The organism is Nocardioides caldifontis (assembly GCF_008087345.1).
Classification (GTDB): Bacteria; Actinomycetota; Actinomycetes; order Propionibacteriales; family Nocardioidaceae; genus Marmoricola_A; species Marmoricola_A caldifontis.
In genome coordinates, this window is record NZ_VHIB01000001.1 from 1,131,293 (window position 1) to 1,147,379 (window position 16,087).

15 protein-coding genes are annotated in these 16,087 nt (G+C 72.0%); 7 read left to right on the forward strand and 8 right to left on the reverse strand.

Annotated features, from left to right (window positions below):
- Positions 1 to 23: 23 nt before the first annotated feature.
- Together lysS and FIP57_RS13585 are read left to right on the forward strand one after the other, a co-directional pair.
- Positions 24 to 1,541, forward strand: coding sequence for a lysine--tRNA ligase (lysS, locus tag FIP57_RS13580; protein ID WP_148573974.1), 1,518 nt, complete (start codon positions 24 to 26; stop codon positions 1,539 to 1,541).
- A gap of 152 nt (positions 1,542 to 1,693) precedes the next feature.
- Positions 1,694 to 1,897 (forward strand): hypervirulence associated TUDOR domain-containing protein, encoded by a 204-nt coding sequence (locus FIP57_RS13585; protein WP_148573975.1) that lies wholly within the window; start codon positions 1,694 to 1,696, stop codon positions 1,895 to 1,897.
- Between the two features lie 158 nt (positions 1,898 to 2,055).
- Here FIP57_RS13585 and FIP57_RS13590 read toward each other — a convergent pair whose 3' ends face one another.
- Positions 2,056 to 2,601, reverse strand: a complete 546-nt coding sequence (locus FIP57_RS13590; RefSeq protein ID WP_148573976.1) for a Dps family protein — start codon at positions 2,599 to 2,601, stop codon at positions 2,056 to 2,058.
- A 218-nt stretch (positions 2,602 to 2,819) separates the two neighbouring features.
- Here FIP57_RS13590 and FIP57_RS13595 point away from each other — a divergent pair, with 218 nt between their 5' ends.
- Together FIP57_RS13595 and FIP57_RS13600 are read left to right on the forward strand one after the other, a co-directional pair.
- Positions 2,820 to 3,170, forward strand: a complete 351-nt coding sequence (locus tag FIP57_RS13595) for a histone-like nucleoid-structuring protein Lsr2 (RefSeq protein WP_148573977.1) — start codon at positions 2,820 to 2,822, stop codon at positions 3,168 to 3,170.
- 218 nt (positions 3,171 to 3,388) lie between these two features.
- A complete protein-coding gene (locus FIP57_RS13600; RefSeq protein ID WP_148573978.1) occupies positions 3,389 to 5,929 on the forward strand; it encodes an ATP-dependent Clp protease ATP-binding subunit in 2,541 nt (846 codons plus the stop codon).
- Between the two features lie 60 nt (positions 5,930 to 5,989).
- Here the strand turns inward: FIP57_RS13600 and FIP57_RS13605 are convergent, their stop codons facing one another.
- On the reverse strand, positions 5,990 to 6,370 hold the full coding sequence (locus tag FIP57_RS13605) for a DMT family transporter (RefSeq protein WP_238993446.1): 381 nt from the start codon (positions 6,368 to 6,370) through the stop codon (positions 5,990 to 5,992).
- Positions 6,367 to 7,266, reverse strand: coding sequence for an HhH-GPD family protein (locus tag FIP57_RS13610; RefSeq protein ID WP_148573979.1), 900 nt, complete (start codon positions 7,264 to 7,266; stop codon positions 6,367 to 6,369). Before FIP57_RS13610 ends, FIP57_RS13605 begins: the two co-directional genes overlap by 4 nt.
- 88 nt (positions 7,267 to 7,354) lie before the next feature.
- Between FIP57_RS13610 and FIP57_RS13615 the strand changes: the two genes are divergently transcribed.
- Positions 7,355 to 8,149, forward strand: coding sequence for a hypothetical protein (locus FIP57_RS13615; protein ID WP_148573980.1), 795 nt, complete (start codon positions 7,355 to 7,357; stop codon positions 8,147 to 8,149).
- A gap of 13 nt (positions 8,150 to 8,162) precedes the next feature.
- Here the strand turns inward: FIP57_RS13615 and disA are convergent, their stop codons facing one another.
- Together disA and radA are read right to left on the reverse strand one after the other, a co-directional pair.
- On the reverse strand, positions 8,163 to 9,248 hold the full coding sequence (gene disA / locus FIP57_RS13620) for a DNA integrity scanning diadenylate cyclase DisA (protein WP_148573981.1): 1,086 nt from the start codon (positions 9,246 to 9,248) through the stop codon (positions 8,163 to 8,165).
- A gap of 63 nt (positions 9,249 to 9,311) precedes the next feature.
- Positions 9,312 to 10,709: a DNA repair protein RadA gene (gene radA / locus FIP57_RS13625; protein WP_148573982.1), complete on the reverse strand. Its 1,398-nt coding sequence runs from the start codon at positions 10,707 to 10,709 to the stop codon at positions 9,312 to 9,314.
- A gap of 158 nt (positions 10,710 to 10,867) precedes the next feature.
- Between radA and FIP57_RS13630 the strand changes: the two genes are divergently transcribed.
- Complete coding sequence (locus tag FIP57_RS13630) at positions 10,868 to 11,899, forward strand: LacI family DNA-binding transcriptional regulator (RefSeq protein ID WP_148573983.1); 1,032 nt, start codon at positions 10,868 to 10,870, stop codon at positions 11,897 to 11,899.
- Between the two features lie 71 nt (positions 11,900 to 11,970).
- Here FIP57_RS13630 and FIP57_RS13635 read toward each other — a convergent pair whose 3' ends face one another.
- Together FIP57_RS13635 and FIP57_RS13640 are read right to left on the reverse strand one after the other, a co-directional pair.
- Positions 11,971 to 12,648 (reverse strand): class I SAM-dependent methyltransferase, encoded by a 678-nt coding sequence (locus tag FIP57_RS13635; RefSeq protein WP_203231271.1) that lies wholly within the window; start codon positions 12,646 to 12,648, stop codon positions 11,971 to 11,973.
- A gap of 38 nt (positions 12,649 to 12,686) precedes the next feature.
- Positions 12,687 to 13,325 (reverse strand): VOC family protein, encoded by a 639-nt coding sequence (locus FIP57_RS13640; RefSeq protein WP_148573985.1) that lies wholly within the window; start codon positions 13,323 to 13,325, stop codon positions 12,687 to 12,689.
- Between the two features lie 160 nt (positions 13,326 to 13,485).
- On the opposite strand from FIP57_RS13640, the gene FIP57_RS13645 reads away from it, so the two are divergent.
- The gene (locus FIP57_RS13645; protein ID WP_238993447.1) at positions 13,486 to 15,570 is read left to right on the forward strand and encodes an elongation factor G-like protein EF-G2; all 2,085 of its coding nucleotides are present in this window, start codon (positions 13,486 to 13,488) and stop codon (positions 15,568 to 15,570) included.
- 6 nt (positions 15,571 to 15,576) lie between these two features.
- Here FIP57_RS13645 and FIP57_RS13650 read toward each other — a convergent pair whose 3' ends face one another.
- Entirely contained in the window at positions 15,577 to 16,071 is a 495-nt protein-coding gene (locus FIP57_RS13650) for a nucleoside deaminase (protein ID WP_148573986.1), read from the reverse strand.
- Positions 16,072 to 16,087 lie beyond the last annotated feature (16 nt).

Sequence of the window (16,087 nt, forward strand, 5' to 3'; positions counted from 1 at the left end):
CGGCCGCACCTAGGCTGGGGCCCATGACCGACCCGCACGGACCCCGCACCACCCCCGCCCCGGAGGACGACCTCCCGGAGCAGATGAGGGTCCGCCGGGAGAAGCGGGAGCGGCTCCTCGGTTCCGGTCGGGCGGCGTACCCCGCCGCGGTGCCGCGCACCCACACGCTGGCCGAGGTCCGGGCGACGTACGACCCGCAAGGGCTCGAGCCCGACACCCGCACCGGCGACGTCGTCTCCGTCGTCGGCCGTGTGATCCACACCCGCAACACCGGCAAGCTCTGCTTCGTCCGGCTCCGCGAGGGCGACGGCACCGAGCTGCAGGCGATGCTGTCGCTGGCCGACCTCGGTGAGGAGGCGCTCGACGAGTACAAGCACCTCGTCGACATCGGTGACTACATCAGCGTCACCGGCGAGGTGATCACCAGCCGCCGCGGCGAGCTGTCGGTCCAGGCGACCGCATGGGAGATGGCCGCGAAGGCGCTGCGCCCGCTGCCGACCGAGCACAAGCCGCTGTCGCCGGAGGCCCGGGTCCGCCAGCGGTACCTCGACATGATCGTCAACCCCGAGTCGCGCCGGATGGTGCGCACCAAGGCGGCGGTGCTCAAGTCGCTGCGCCGCACCCTCGACGAACGCGGGTACGTCGAGGTGGAGACGCCGATCCTCCAGCTCACCAACGGCGGTGCCGCCGCGCGGCCGTTCCGCACCCACCTCAACGCCTTCGACCAGCCGATGCTGCTGCGCATCGCCCTCGAGCTCGACCTGAAGAAGGCGATGATCGGCGGGGTCGACAAGGTCTACGAGATCGGCCGCACCTTCCGCAACGAGGGGCTCGACTCCACCCACGCCGCGGAGTTCTCGATGCTGGAGGCCTACGAGGCGTTCGGCGACCTCGAGACGATGAAGGAGCTGGTCCGCGCGCTCGTCGTCGACGCCGCTCGCGCCGTCGGGCGGACCGTGGTCACCGGCCGCAACGGCGAGGAGATCGACCTCGAGCAGCCGTGGCGCTCCGCGAGCCTCCTCGACCTGGTCTCCGAGGCGGTCGGCACCCCGGTGTCGATGGAGACCCCCCTCGACGAGCTGGTGAAGCTCGCCGACGCGCGGGAGGTCGAGCTCCAGCCGCAGTGGAACGCCGGCGAGGTGCTGCTCGAGCTCTACGAGCAGCTGGTCGAGGACACCCTGGTCCAGCCGACCTTCGTCGAGGACTACCCCGAGGCCGTCCGGCCGCTGGCCAAGCCGCACCGCTCGAAGGCGGGGCTCGTCGAGGCGTTCGACCTGATCATCAACGGCGTCGAGCTCGCCCCGGCGTACACCGAGCTCAACGACCCCGTCATCCAGCGCGACCGGCTCGTCGAACAGTCGCTGCTCGCCGCCAAGGGCGACCCCGAGGCGATGGAGCTCGACGAGGCGTTCCTGCGGGCGATGGAGCACGGCATGCCGCCCGCCGGCGGGATGGGGCTCGGCGTCGACCGGCTGGTGATGCTGCTGACCGGCGCCGGGATCCGCGAGACGATCCTGTTCCCCCTCCTGCGCCCCGAGTAGCCGACCCGTCGCGTCTTCACCCCGAATTCGCGCCGAGCCGTCGCAACTTCACGCGAAATCGACGCCGAGCCGTCGCATCTTCACGCGGGATCGGCGCCGAGCCGGCGTTTCCTGCCGCGCGTAAGGGGTCGTTCCCGGGGAACGGTGGCGCCATGACGTTCAGCAAGGGTGACAAGGTCAGCTGGAACACCTCGCAGGGTTCCACCCACGGCCTGGTCGAGGAGAAGAAGACCTCGGAGTTCCAGTTCAAGGGGCAGAAGTTCAACGCCTCGAAGGACGAGCCCTACTACCTGGTGAAGTCCGACAAGAGCGGGGAGACGGCGGCCCACAAGGAGTCCGCGCTCGAGAGGCGCTGAGGACGTTCGCGCCGGCTCGGCGTCGTACCGCAGCGGATCGCGCCGGCTCGGCCCCCTCTGCCGGGCGGGAAACGCCGAGTCGTCGCATCTTCACGGTGAAGATGCGACGACTCGGCGGGGTTGCGGGGTGTAGAGGCGAAGACAAGGCGGGGGAGGGGTCAGAGGTCGCGGGCGGAGTCCGCGGCCTCCTTCTCGTTGGTGGCACCGGCGCTGGCCAGCTCGCCGCCCGAGTTCTCGAGGTGCGCGCGCACGAACCACTGGAACTTCTCGAGCTCTCCGGCCTGGCTGATCAAGAGGTCCTCGGTGACCGGGTCGATCTCGCCGGCGCGCTCGATCGCCTTGCGCAGGTCCTCGATGACACCGTTGTAGACCTGGTCGAGCGCCGCGAGGTGCGCCGGGACGGTGTCGCGGCCGAGCGAGTAGTCGTCCCAGGTGCGGTCGGCGACGATCGCGCCCGGTGTGCCCTTGGGGGAGGCGCCGAGGGCGGCGATGCGCTCCGCGACGTCGTCGGCATAGCCGCGCACGACCTCGACCTGCGGGTCGATCATCTCGTGGACGCCGATGAAGTTGGGGCCCACGACGTTCCAGTGCACGTGCTTCAGCGTGAGGTGGAGGTCGTTGTAGGCGCTGAGCCGCTCCTGGAGCAGCGACGCGAGGGTCTGGCAGTCCTTCTCGGACAGTCCGGGAATGGCGTAGGAAGTCATGGTCGGATGATCTCCATTCTGGATCTACTCCAAACACGGCCCCCGTCGGGACCCATTATGGCCAGTGCCGGTCAATAGTGGGAATGCGTGAAGGCGAAACAAAGCTTTGCCCGCGAGAAGGCGTCCCGGTTGGCGAATGGTCACGGTCAGGGGTTATTCTCGATTTGATTCCGGGGGCCCAGATGGAATCCGCGACCCTTATTACGGAGCATTCTTCAATGGCGCAGCGCGTGAATGTGGTTCTCGTCGACGACATCGACGGGAGCGAGGCCGCCGAGACGGTCACCTTCGGCCTCGACGGGGTGCAGTACGAGATCGACCTCTCGGCCGAGAACGCCGACAAGTTCCGCGACGTCCTCGCCCCCTACGTCGGTCACGCCCGGCGCTCGGGCGGTCGGCGGCGCAGCGGTGGCGGCAGCCGGTCCAACGGCTCCGCGTCCTCCGCCGCTTCGAAGACCGGCGCGTCGGCCGCGGACATCCGCGCCTGGGCCCGCGAGAACGGCTGGGAGGTCCCCGACCGCGGCCGGGTCTCCGCCGAGGTGCGTGAGGCGTACGACGCCGCACACTGAGGCGCAGCCCCGCACCGCCGTACGACGGTGGCGCCGGTGTTCGCTCGCAGCGAACCGGCAGGGGGAACACCCGCTCGGAGCGCCCCGTTGTACTCCTTGTCGTCCCGGGCCCAGGGTGGAACCGGGCTCGCGGGGTAGGTACCGCGGACTAGAGTCTGAGGACGACGTCCTCCGTGCAGGCCGCGCGGGGAGTCCGAAGGGCTGAGGAGAGCGAAGACATGTTCGAGCGGTTCACTGATCGAGCCCGTCGTGTGGTGGTGCTGGCGCAGGAAGAAGCGCGCATGCTCAGCCACAACTACATCGGCACCGAGCACATCCTGCTGGGCCTGATCCACGAGGGCGAGGGAGTGGCTGCGAAGGCGCTCGAGAGCCTCGGGATCTCCCTGGAGGCGGTGCGTGCCCAGGTCGAGGAGATTATCGGCCAGGGGCAGCAGGCCCCGTCGGGGCACATCCCGTTCACGCCGCGTGCCAAGAAGGTCCTCGAGCTGTCGCTGCGTGAGGCGCTGCAGCTCGGTCACAACTACATCGGCACCGAGCACATCCTGCTCGGGCTGATCCGCGAGGGCGAGGGCGTCGCCGCCCAGGTCCTCGTGAAGCTGGGCGCGGACCTCAACCGCGTCCGTCAGCAGGTCATCCAGCTGCTGTCCGGGTTCCAGGGCAAGGAGACGGCCAGCGCCGGCACCGCGCCCGAGGGCACGCCCTCGAGCTCGCTGGTGCTCGACCAGTTCGGCCGCAACTACACCCAGGCGGCCCGCGAGGCGAAGCTCGACCCGGTCATCGGGCGCGAGAAGGAGATCGAGCGGGTCATGCAGGTGCTGTCCCGCCGCACCAAGAACAACCCGGTGCTGATCGGGGAGCCCGGCGTCGGCAAGACCGCCTGCGTCGAGGGGCTCGCGCAGGCGATCGTCCGCGGCGACGTCCCCGAGACGCTGAAGGACAAGCAGATCTACAGCCTCGACCTCGGCGCGCTGGTCGCCGGTTCCCGCTACCGCGGTGACTTCGAGGAGCGGCTGAAGAAGGTCCTCAAGGAGATCAAGACCCGTGGCGACATCATCCTGTTCATCGACGAGCTGCACACGCTCGTCGGTGCGGGTGCCGCCGAGGGCGCGATCGACGCCGCGAGCATCCTCAAGCCGATGCTCGCCCGTGGTGAGCTGCAGACCATCGGTGCGACCACGCTCGACGAGTACCGCAAGCACCTCGAGAAGGACGCCGCCCTCGAGCGGCGGTTCCAGCCGATCCAGGTGCAGGAGCCCTCGATCGCGCACACGATCGAGATCCTCAAGGGGCTGCGCGACCGCTACGAGGCGCACCACCGGGTGACGATCACCGACGAGGCGCTGGTCTCGGCCGCGACGTTGGCCGACCGCTACGTCTCCGACCGGTTCCTGCCCGACAAGGCGATCGACCTCATCGACGAGGCCGGCTCGCGGCTCCGGATCCGCCGGATGACCGCGCCGCCGGACCTGCGCGAGTTCGACGACAAGATCGCCGACGTGCGCCGCCGCAAGGAGAGCGCGATCGACAGCCAGGACTTCGAGCTCGCCGCGTCCCTGCGCGACGAGGAGAAGAAGCTGATCCTGGCCAAGAGCGAGCGCGAGAAGCAGTGGCGCGCCGGCGACATGGACGTCGTGGCGGAGGTCGACGAGGAGCTCATCGCCGAGGTCCTCGCGGTCGCCACCGGCATCCCGATCGTGAAGCTCTCCGAGGAGGAGTCGACCCGGCTGCTCAAGATGGAGGACGAGCTCCACAAGCGGGTCATCGGCCAGGAGGAGGCCGTCAAGGCGCTCAGCCGGGCGATCCGCCGCACCCGGGCGGGGCTGAAGGACCCGAAGCGTCCCGGTGGCTCGTTCATCTTCGCCGGCCCGTCCGGTGTCGGTAAGACGTGGCTCTCCAAGACGCTCGCGGAGTTCCTCTTCGGCGACGAGGACGCGCTGATCCAGCTCGACATGTCGGAGTTCTCCGAGAAGCACACCGTGTCGCGGCTGTTCGGCTCGCCCCCCGGCTACGTCGGGTACGAGGAGGGCGGCCAGCTCACGGAGAAGGTGCGCCGCAAGCCGTTCTCGGTCGTCCTGTTCGACGAGGTCGAGAAGGCCCACCCGGACATCTTCAACTCGCTCCTCCAGATCCTGGAGGAAGGCCGGTTGACCGATTCCCAGGGCCGGGTCGTCGACTTCAAGAACACCGTCATCATCATGACGACCAACCTCGGCACCCGGGACATCTCGAAGGGCGTCAACCTCGGCTTCCAGCAGACGGGGGACACCCAGGGCAGCTACGAGCGGATGAAGGCGAAGGTCTCGGAGGAGCTCAAGCAGCACTTCCGGCCCGAGTTCCTCAACCGTGTTGACGAGATCGTCGTGTTCCCGCCGCTGAGCAAGGAGCAGATCGTGGCGATGGTCGACATGATGGTCGCCGGCGTCGACAAGCGGCTGCGTGACCGTGACATGTCGATCGAGCTGTCCCAGGCCGCGAAGGACCTGCTGGCGGTCCGGGGCTTCGACCCCGTCCTCGGCGCCCGGCCGCTGCGCCGGACGGTGCAGCGGGAGATCGAGGACGCGCTCGCCGAGAAGATGCTGTACGGCGAGGTGAGCGCCGGTCAGGTCGTCCACGTCGACGTCGAGGGCGAGGGTCCGTCCGCGACCTTCACCTTCACCGGTCGGCCGCGCTCGTCGATCACCGACATCGCCGACATGCCTCCGATGGAGACCATCGACGAGGTCGAGCCCGCCGAGGTGGGTCCCGCTGACGGCGAGTGACACCAGCGAGCAACCACCCCCGTCCGCGCAGTGCGCGGGCGGGGGTGCTCGCTTTTCCGGCTAGTGGCTGCCCTGCAGGTTGAGGATCACGACCCCGGCGATCACCATCAGCAGCGCCGCAGCCTTCAGCGCGTTGAGCGGCTCGTCGAGGACCAGCACGCCGATGACCGCGATGCCGGCGGTGCCGAGCCCGGACCAGATCGCGTAGGTGATCGACACCGGGATCTCCCGCACCACCAGCGACAGCAGCCAGATCGAGAGCGCGTAGCCGGCGAGCACGACGGCCGTCCACCCGGGATGGCTGAACCCGTCCGTGCGCGGGAGCGTCGCGGTCGCGAAGACCTCGACCACGATCGCGGCGACCAGCAGCAGCCACACCAGCGCCATCGGTCCTCCCTCCCGGCGGCCCGCCGCCTCGTCGTGCTGGTGCTGCCCGCTCACGGCAGCCGGTAGGTCGAGGGGCCCACCTGGACGGCCAACCCGTCGTCGACCAGCGAGGTGAGACACCGCTCGCGCTGCTCCACAGCGTCCCAGACCCGCTCGAGGTTGCTGCGGTGGACCGGCCCCTCTGACGTGCGGAGCACCTCGAGGAGCCGCCCCCGGCACTGGCGGTCGGTGCCGGCGTACGTCTGGACCCGGCGGGCCGGTCCGTCGTACGCCGGGTGGCCGGCGGCGCGCCAGCGGCACCGCTCCGCGACCGGGCACCGCTCGCACAGCGGGGTGACCGCGCGGCACACGAGCGCGCCGAGCTCCATGACCGCGACCGACCAGACCGCGGCGACGGCGGGCTCCTGGGGGAGCAGCTGCTCGGCGCGCCGGCGCTCGGCGACGGTCAGCGAGGCGCCGGGTGCGGCGGTGCCGCCCTCGATGCGGGCGAGGACCCGGCGCACGTTCGTGTCGAGGACCGCGTGGCGGCGGCCGTGGGCGAAGGTCGCGATCGCGGCGGCGGTGTACTCGCCGACCCCGGGCAGCGCCGCGAGCTCGTCGCGCTCGGAGGGGACCTCGCCCCCGTGGTGCTCCACGATCGACCGGGCCGCCGCGTGCAGCCGCAGCGCCCGTCGGGGGTAGCCGAGCCGGCCCCAGGCGCGGACCGCCTCACCGGGCTCCTCGGCGGCGAGGGCGGCAGGGGTCGGCCACTCCTCCATCCACCGCTCCCACACCGGGAGCACCCGGCTGACCGGGGTCTGCTGGAGCATGAACTCCGAGACCATGACGCCCCACGGTGTCGCGTCGGGCGCGCGCCAGGGCAGGTCGCGCGCGTGCTCGGCGTACCACTCCAGCACGGGCTCGTGCAGGACCCCGCCGGGGTTGGTCGCGGTGTCGCAGGTGGTCGTCATGGGCCCGCTCACCCTAGCCCGCGCGCGTCACACCCGAGGCGCGGTGTGGCACCCCGAACGGGCGCGCGGCGACGGTTACGGTTCGGGCATGAGCGCCGTGACCCGTCCTCGTGGGCCACTGCCTCCTCGGGTCTACTGGGTGCGGCGGCTCTTCGTGCTGCTGGTGCTGCTCGTCCTGCTCGCGCTCGTCTGGGGCGTGGCCCGGCTCGTCGGCGGCGGGGACGAGGGCGGCACCACGCGTGGCGCGGCCAGCCAGGTGGCGGCCGAGCGCGAGGCTCCGGAGAGCCCGGAGGCGACGCCGACCCCGGACGGTGACGACCGGGAGGCGCGCCGCGAGCGCCGCGAGGAGCGGCGCAAGGAGCGTCGGGAGAAGAAGGACGCCCTCGCCAAGCCGTCGGGCCCTTGCCTGGACAGCGACGTGGTGGTCACCCCCGACGTCGTCGAGCCGTACGTCGGACGCCCGGAGGTGGTGCTGCAGCTGACCACCGTGGAGTCCGAGGCCTGCACCTGGGACGTCACCCCCGACTCGGTGTTCCTGGTGATCAGCGACGAGAAGGGCCCGCTCTGGTCGAGCCAGGACTGCCCGTCCGCGATCCCCACCGAGGAGGTGGTGGTCCGGCGTGAGCTGGCCGCCGAGGTCGAGATCGCGTGGAACGGCAAGCAGTCCGACCGCGACTGCTCGGAGGCGACGGACTGGGTGTGGCCCGGTCAGTACGTCGCCACGGCGGTCGCCCGGGGGGCGGTGACCCCGGTCGAGGTGGAGTTCGAGATGACCCGCAAGGTCGTCGAGGAGAAGCCGGACCCTGAGGACGACCTCGAAAGCGAGTCCGAGGGCGAGTCGGAGGGGCCGCGCACGCAGGACCAGCGGGGCCGCGACCGCTGAGCGGGCGGAACCCTCAGACGTAGCGCTCGAGGATGCTCGACTCGGCCAGCCGCGAGAGCCCCTCGCGGACGCTGCGGGCCCGGAGCTCGCCGACGCCGTCGACGGCCTGGAGGTCGTCGATGCTCGCCGCGAGCAGCTTCTGCAGCCCGCCGAAGTGGTCGACGAGCCGCTCCACCACGGTCGCGGGGAGGCGGGGGACCCGGGCGAGGAGCCGGTAGCCACGGGGCGCCGCGGGATTGTCGAGGTGCTCGTTGGTCCCCAGCCCGAGGGCGCGGGCGACCGCGTTGACGTCGACCAGCTCGCCGGCGTTGAGCCCCTCCAGCGCGCCGAGCACCTCCTGGGAGGTGCGGGCCCGCTTGCCGACGGGAAGGTAGTCGCGGACCACCAGCTCGCGGTCGAGGTCGACCCCGGTGACGAGCTCCTCGAGCTGAAGCGAGAGCAGCCGCCCGTCGGTGCCGAGCTCGAGCACGTAGTCCTCGATCTCGCGGGCGATCCGAGTGACCATCTCGAGCCGCTGGGCGACGACCGCGACGTCGCGGTTGGTGACGAGGTCCTCGATCTCGAGCGCGGACAGGGTGCTCGACACCTCGTCGAGCCGCATCTTGTAGCGCTCGAGCGTGGCGAGGGCCTGGTTGGCGCGGGACAGGATGGACCCGGTGTCCTCGAGGACGTAGCGGGTGCCCCCGACGTACAGCGCGATGATCTGCATCGACTGCGACACCGAGATCACGGGGAAGTCGGTCATCCGCGCGACGCGGTCGGCGGTGCGGTGGCGGGTGCCGGTCTCCTCGGAGTGGATCGACTGGTCGGGCATGAGGTGCACGGCCGCCCGGAGGATCCGCTGGGCGTCGCGGTCGAGGATGATCGCGCCGTCCATCTTCGCCAGCTCGCGGAGCCCGGTCGCGGAGAACGGGATGTCGAGGGTGAACCCGCCGGAGGAGATCGCCTCGACGGTCTTGTCGGTGCCGAGCACGATGAGCGCACCCGTGCGGCCACGCAGGATCCGCTCGAGCCCGTCGCGCAGGGCGGTGCCGGGGGCGACGCCGGCGAGCGTGTTCCGCAGCCGGATGGCCTCAGCGGTGCGGTCGTTGGCGGCCACGCGTCTCCTGGGTCGCTGGTGGTCGTGGGCTGCTCGAAGTCTAGGCGGTGCAGCCCCCGGCGGTCAGCGGGTGCGCCTGGTGAACGACAGGTCGAGGACCCGCAGCGCGGTGCGCAGGTCGGGTGCGGCGAAGACCTCCATGCCGTCGACCCGCGTCGAACCCCCGCCACCGCTCTCGGCCGGCACGATCGCGAAGGTGAACCCGATGCGGCGGGCCTCGGCGAGCCGTCGTTTCAGCTCGGGCACCCGGCGCAGCTCGCCGGCCAGCCCCACCTCGCCGACGGCGACGACCTCCGAGGGGACCACCATCCCCTGGGCGGCCGACGCGATGGCGAGGGCGGTCGCCAGGTCGCCGGCGGGCTCCTGCACCCGTGCGCCGCCCACCGTGGAGACGAACACGTCGGAGGTGTGCATCTTGACCCGGGCGCGCGCCTCGAGCACCGCCATGATCATCGCGGTCCGCGACGGGTCGAGCCCGGAGGTGGTGCGCCGCGGCCGCTCGAGCGCCGAGGCGGTGACCAGCGCCTGGATCTCGGCGAGCATCGGCCGGCGCCCCTGGAGGGTGACCGTGACCGCCGTTCCCGGCACCGCCTCGTGGTGACGGGAGACGAAGAGCCCCGAGGGGTCGGTCACGGCGGTGATCCCGTCGCTGGACAGGTCGAAGCAGCCGACCTCGTCGACCGGGCCGAACCGGTTCTTGATCGCGCGGACCATCCGCAGCCGCGTCGCCCGCTCGCCCTCGAAGTGGAGGACGACGTCGACGAGGTGCTCGAGCACCCGGGGGCCGGCGATGCTGCCCTCCTTGGTCACGTGGCCCACCACCACGGTGGCCATCCCGCGGGTCTTCGCCTGCCGGACGAGCGCGGCCGTGACCTCCTTGACCTGCGTGACGCCGCCCGGCGCCCCGTCGATCCCCTCGGCGCCGATGGTCTGCACGGAGTCGACGACGAGCAGGTCGGGGGAGAGCTCCTGGACGTGGGTCAGCAGGGCCCCGAGGTCGGTCTCGGCGGCGAGGTAGAGCTCGTGGTGGACGCCGCGGCACCGGTCGGCACGGAGCCGGACCTGGGCGGCGGACTCCTCCCCGGAGACGTAGAGGGCGCGGCGGCCGGTGCGGGCGGTCTGGGCGGCGACCTCGAGCAGCAGCGTGGACTTGCCGACGCCCGGCTCCCCGGCCAGCAGCACGACGGCACCGGGCACCAGGCCGCCGCCGAGCACGCGGTCGAGCTCGTCGACGCCGGAGGTGACCGAGCGGGACTCCTCGATGGGGACCTGGCCGATCGGGAGCGCCGGCGCGGTCACCGGTGACGCCGCGGCCCGGCCGACCCGCGCGGGCGCGACCTTCGCCTCGGCGAGGCTGCCCCAGGCCTGGCACTCCCCGCACCGGCCGACCCACTTCGCGGTCTGCCAGCCGCACTCCCCGCAGACGTAGCCCGAGCGGCTCTTCGACGTCGTTCGACTCATGGACCGGACCGTAGGGCACCCCACCGACGAAACCGTGCGGACGGGCCGGAGCGGCTCGGTTGACGGGGCCTGGTCGCGGGAGCGACCATGACACCCCCGGAGTTGGAACGATCCAGAGCGCCCCGGTCCGGGAGCAAGGAGCGCGACGAAGGACACAGATGCCGGCACGACACCGACCGGTGGCCACGCTGGCCACCGTCGCGGCCGCTGCCGGCGTCTCCCGGCAGACCGTGTCCAACGCGCTCAACAGCCCCGAGCTCCTGCGCCCGGACACCCTGGAGCGGGTCCAGCAGGCGATCGAGCGGCTCGGCTACACCCCCAACCGGGCCGCTCGGAACCTCCGCACGCGCAGCTCGCAGCTCGTCGGCCTGCGGCTCGACCCCACGACCGAGGGCACCGTCAGCGGGCTGATGGACCGGTTCCTCCACTCGCTCGCGGAGTCGTGCAGGGGCGCCGGGCTCCACGTCCTGCTGTTCACCGCCGAGGACGTCAACGACCCGCTGGACGGCTACGACGAGCTGCTCAGGTCGGCGTCGGTGGATGCGTTCGTGGTGACCGACACCTACCGCGGCAACCCGCAGGCGGCCTGGCTGGCGGAGCGGCAGGTTCCGTTCGTCGCGTTCGGCCGCCCCTGGACCGAGCCCGACGCCACCCACCCGTGGGTCGACGTCGACGGCCGGGCCGGCGTGATGCTCGCCGTCGACCACCTCGTCGACCGGGGCCACCAGCGCATCGCCTGGGTCGGCTGGCAGAAGAGCTCGACGATCGGCGAGGACCGGCGCAGCGGCTGGGTCGACCGGATGCACGAGCGGGGGCTCTCGACGAGCCGGCTCAGCGCCCGGGGCGAGGACACGATCGAGTACGGACGCCGCGCGGCGCACGCCCTCCTCGACCAGGACGGTGAGCAGCCCACCGCCTTCGTGTGCGTGAGCGACACCGTTGCCATGGGGGTGCTCCAGGCGATCGCCGAGCGGGGCCGCCGTCCCGGCCCCGACGACCTCGCCGTGGTCGGGTTCGACGACTCGCCCGCCGCCCAGGTCGTCCTGCCCGGGCTGACCTCCGTGCGCCAGCCCCTCGAGGAGGTGGCGGTGCAGGTGGTGCGGCTCCTCGAGGACCGGCTCGCGATGCGCAACATCGAGCACCCGCACGCGATCCTCACCCCCGAGCTGCGGGTCCGCGGCACGTCCTGACGCCAGCCACGAAGGGCGGTTCGACACGCTTCACGCGCGCCACGAGGGGCGGTTCGACACCTCGCGCGCGGTCAGAAGCGGCGCCACCAGAGGTTGACGGCGTAGTCGACGGTCGTGCCCTCGTGCTCGGCGAGGACGGTGTCGGCGGTGCGGGGGTCGAGCTCGATGCGGACCACCTGCTCGAGCTCCTCGCGGGTCGAGAACCTCCACTCGACGTCGAGCGGGACCCGGCTCCAGCCGTGCGCCGACCAGAACCGCTCGACGGCGTCGGGGTCGACCTGCGGGTAACCCAGCCGGAACCAGCGGCCGAAGGTCGACCGGGTGCCGTCGTTGTCGATGACGAACGCCGTCCCGCCCCGGCGTACGACGCGGTGGAGCTCGGCCAGGCCCGGTTCGCTCCCGGGACCGAAGAAGTACGCCCACCGGGCGTGCGCGACGTCGACGGAGACGTCCGGGACGGGCAGCCGCTGGGCGGTGCCGGGCAGGACGGTGACCCCCCTCAGCCCTGCCGTACGACGCCGCGCGAGCGTGACCAGGGGCGGGTGCGGCTCGACGCCGACGACGGTGCGTGCGGTCGCGGCGAAGAGCGGCAGGTGGTAGCCGCTTCCGCACCCCACGTCGAGGACGTCACGGCCGGCCCAGTCGGCGAGCTCGCGCATCGCGGCCTCGATGCGCCCCTCCGGGTCGACGCTGCGGTTCTCGAGCTCGTACAGCCCGGGGTGGTGCCAGATGTTCGGGGACGGGATCACCCCCGGCAGTCGGGGACCGGCCGGCAAGGCGGACCGTCTCAGATGCGCACGAGCCCGGTCGGGGTGCTGAACTGGGCGGCCACGACCCCGGGCACCCCGTTGACGCCGACCCACTCGACCTTGACGTCCTCGAGCGGCCCCTCGACGGGGCGGCCCAGCCATTCGCTGACCCGGTGCGGGTCGCCGGCGATCTCGAGCGCCTCGAGCCGGATCTCGTGGGAGGCGCCGTTGCTCGGGTGGTCGGCCGGGTCGCCCTCCCACTGCACGTAGTAGGGCAGCTGCGGGTCGGCCTGGAGCCCGAGGACACCGATCTGCTTCCAGCGCAGCTCGTGGCCGTCGGGGCGGAACCGGTTGCCCTGCACCGACTCGCGGCCGAGCCGCTTCTCGACGACCGTGATGTCGTCGACGGCGATGACCCAGCCGAGCCACCCGCCGCCGAGCGCGGAGCGGGCGCGGACGGCCTGGCCGAACGGCGCCTTGTCGGAGGCGGGGTGGTCGAGCACCTCCACGACCTCGACGTAGGTGCCCTCGCCGAGCGGGAGGACCATGTTGCGGGTGCCGAACCGCGGGTGGATCCCGCCGTCCACGAAGGGCTCTCCGAGCAGCTCGCCGAGGCGACGAGCGGTGCCGGCGAGCCCGTCCGGTCCGGCTGCGTACGAGAGGTGGTCGAGGCGCATTGCGACATTGTGGCCCGGCCCACGCGGGCAGGGGACAGCGGGGTGCGACCAGGAAGTGAGGAGGTCCCCGGGAGCTCCGTCGGGACCCCCTCGTGGTCTTGTGCCCGGAGCGGCCGAGGAGTTGAGTGGGCAGCGGCAACGGAGCCGGAGGAGGCGTGACGTGGCGACGAAGACGGCAGCGGCACAAGGCCTGAAGGGAGAGCGGGCGCCGGCGGCGCGCCGCTGTGATGCGGTCCGGAACGTGGCCCTGGTCGGCCCTGCGGGGTCGGGGAAGACGACGCTGGTCGAGACGCTCCTGGTCTCGGCCGGTGTGCTTTCCAGGCCGGGATCGATCGTGGAGGGCACCACGGTCAGCGACTTCGAGGAGGCCGAGCAGCGCCAGCAACGCTCCGTAGGGCTGGCGCTCGCGCCGCTCGAGCACGAGGGCGTCAAGGTCAACCTGCTCGACACCCCCGGCTACGCCGACTTCGTCGGCGAGGTGCGTGCGGGGCTGCGCGCGGCCGACTGCGCGATGTTCGTGGTGGCCGCCAACGACGGCGTCGACGAGGCGACCCGCGAGCTGTGGCGCGAGTGCGCCGCGGTCGGGATGCCGCGCGCGGTGGTCGTCACCAAGCTCGACCACGCCCGGGCGGACTGCGACGGCGTGGTCCTCCAGTGCCGCGAGGCGTTCGGCGACAAGGTGGTGCCGGTCTACCTCCGCGAGGGCGACCGGCTGGTCGGGCTGCTCTCCGACGACCACGAGCACGACGAGCAGCGGGGCCGGCTGATCGAGGCGGTGATCGAGGAGTCCGAGGACGAGACGCTGATGGACCGCTACCTCGGCGGCGAGGACATCGACCGTGCGCTGCTCGTCGAGGACCTCGAGCGTGCGGTGGCGCGTGGCTCGTTCCACCCGGTCATCCCCGTCGACTCCGCGACAGGGGTCGGGGCGAAGGAGCTCCTCGACCTCGTGGTCACGGGGTTCCCGTCTCCGCTCGAGCACCCGATGCCGCCGGTGTTCACCCCCGCCGGCAAGGCCGGCCCGACGATCACCTGCGACGCGGAGGGGCCGCTCGTCGCCGAGGTCGTGAAGACGACCACCGACCCCTACGTCGGCCGGGTGTCGCTGGTGCGGGTCTTCTCCGGCACGATCCGCCCCGACGCCGTCGTCCACGTCTCCGGCCACTTCTCCTCGTTCTTCGGCGACTCCGCCGGCCACCCCGACCACGACGAGGACGAGCGCATCGGCGCACTGTCGGTGCCGCTCGGCAAGAACCTGCGGCCGGTGGACGTGGTGATCGCCGGTGACCTGTGCGCGGTGGCGAAGCTGAGCCGTGCCGAGACCGGTGACACCCTTTCGGACAAGGACAACCCGCTGGTCCTGCGCCCGTGGGACATGCCGGAACCCCTTCTCCCGTTGGCGATCCAGGCCCGCGCGAAGGCCGACGAGGACCGGTTGTCGCAGGGGCTGCAGCGGCTCGCGGCCGAGGACCCGACCTTGCGTGTGGAGCACAACGCCGAGACCCACCAGGTCGTGCTGTGGTGCATGGGCGAGGCGCACGCCGACGTCGCGATCGACCGGCTCGCGAACCGCTACGGCGCCGCCGTCGACACCGTCGAGCTGAAGGTGGCGCTGCGGGAGACCTTCAGCAGCCCCGGCAAGGGGCACGGCCGCCACGTGAAGCAGTCCGGCGGCCACGGGCAGTACGCCGTCTGCGACATCGAGGTCGAGCCGTTGCCGCAGGGCGCCGGGTTCGAGTTCGTCGACAAGGTCGTCGGCGGGGCGGTGCCGCGGCAGTTCATCCCCTCGGTCGAGAAGGGGGTCCGCCAGCAGATGGAGAAGGGGCTGGTCGCGGGGTACCCGGTCGTCGACATCCGGGTGACCCTCGTCGACGGCAAGGCGCACAGCGTCGACTCCTCCGACATGGCCTTCCAGACCGCGGGCGCGCTGGCGCTGCGGGAGGCGGCGGCCGGCGCCAGCACCTGCCTGCTCGAGCCCGTCGACGAGCTCGCGGTGACCGTCCCCGACGACCTGGTGGGCACCGTGATGGGCGACCTCTCGTCGCGCCGTGGCCACGTCCTCGGCTCCGAGCCCGCGGGGGAGGGGCGCACGGTGGTGCGCGCCGAGGTGCCCCAGATCGAGATCTCGCGGTACGCCGTGGACCTGAGGTCGTCCTCCCACGGGGCCGCGACCTTCACCCGCACGTTCAAGCGCTACGAGCCCATGCCGGAGAACGTCGCGGCCCGGCTGCGTGAGAAGTCCTAGCGAGGTTCAGTACGACACCCGGTCGGCCGCGGCCAGCCACGCGTCGAACGGCTCGGCCAGCCCGGGAACCGTCCGCGCCTCGACCGGCACCGGCCACAGCGAGCGGTCCTGGCCCATCAGCTCGTAGAACTCGCTGTCGTCGAACCCGCCGCGCGCCGCGTCCGCCCGGTCCGCGGCGTAGACGACCCGCCCCACCCGCGCCCACAGGCAGGCCGCGAGGCACATCGGGCAGGGCTCGCACGAGGAGTACAACGTCGCGCCGTGCAGCGCGAACGCGCGGGCCCGCGCGCAGGCGTCCCGGATCGCGGCGATCTCCGCGTGGGCGGTGGGGTCGAGGTCGCGGGTCACGCGGTTCTGCCCCGCCCCGAGCAGCTCGCCGTCCCGGACGACCACGGCACCGAACGGACCGCCTCCCTCCGCCACGTTCAGCGTCGCCCGTCGGACGGCGTCGAGGAGCCACTGCTCGTCGGTCACGAGGGGTCCGGTGGTCGCGTCACGCATGGTTGCTCCCTTCGGG

Excerpts from the sequence above, each read along its gene's own strand:
- lysS (WP_148573974.1), top strand. The coding sequence starts at position 24 with ATGACCGACCCGCACGGACCCCGCACCACCCCCGCCCCGGAGGACGAC.
- FIP57_RS13585 (WP_148573975.1), top strand. The coding sequence starts at position 1,694 with ATGACGTTCAGCAAGGGTGACAAGGTCAGCTGGAACACCTCGCAGGGT.
- FIP57_RS13590 (WP_148573976.1), bottom strand. The coding sequence starts at position 2,601 with ATGACTTCCTACGCCATTCCCGGACTGTCCGAGAAGGACTGCCAGACC.
- FIP57_RS13595 (WP_148573977.1), top strand. The coding sequence starts at position 2,820 with ATGGCGCAGCGCGTGAATGTGGTTCTCGTCGACGACATCGACGGGAGC.
- FIP57_RS13600 (WP_148573978.1), top strand. The coding sequence starts at position 3,389 with ATGTTCGAGCGGTTCACTGATCGAGCCCGTCGTGTGGTGGTGCTGGCG.
- FIP57_RS13610 (WP_148573979.1), bottom strand. The coding sequence starts at position 7,266 with ATGACGACCACCTGCGACACCGCGACCAACCCCGGCGGGGTCCTGCAC.
- FIP57_RS13615 (WP_148573980.1), top strand. The coding sequence starts at position 7,355 with ATGAGCGCCGTGACCCGTCCTCGTGGGCCACTGCCTCCTCGGGTCTAC.
- radA (WP_148573982.1), bottom strand. The coding sequence starts at position 10,709 with ATGAGTCGAACGACGTCGAAGAGCCGCTCGGGCTACGTCTGCGGGGAG.
- FIP57_RS13630 (WP_148573983.1), top strand. The coding sequence starts at position 10,868 with ATGCCGGCACGACACCGACCGGTGGCCACGCTGGCCACCGTCGCGGCC.
- FIP57_RS13640 (WP_148573985.1), bottom strand. The coding sequence starts at position 13,325 with ATGCGCCTCGACCACCTCTCGTACGCAGCCGGACCGGACGGGCTCGCC.
- FIP57_RS13650 (WP_148573986.1), bottom strand. The coding sequence starts at position 16,071 with ATGCGTGACGCGACCACCGGACCCCTCGTGACCGACGAGCAGTGGCTC.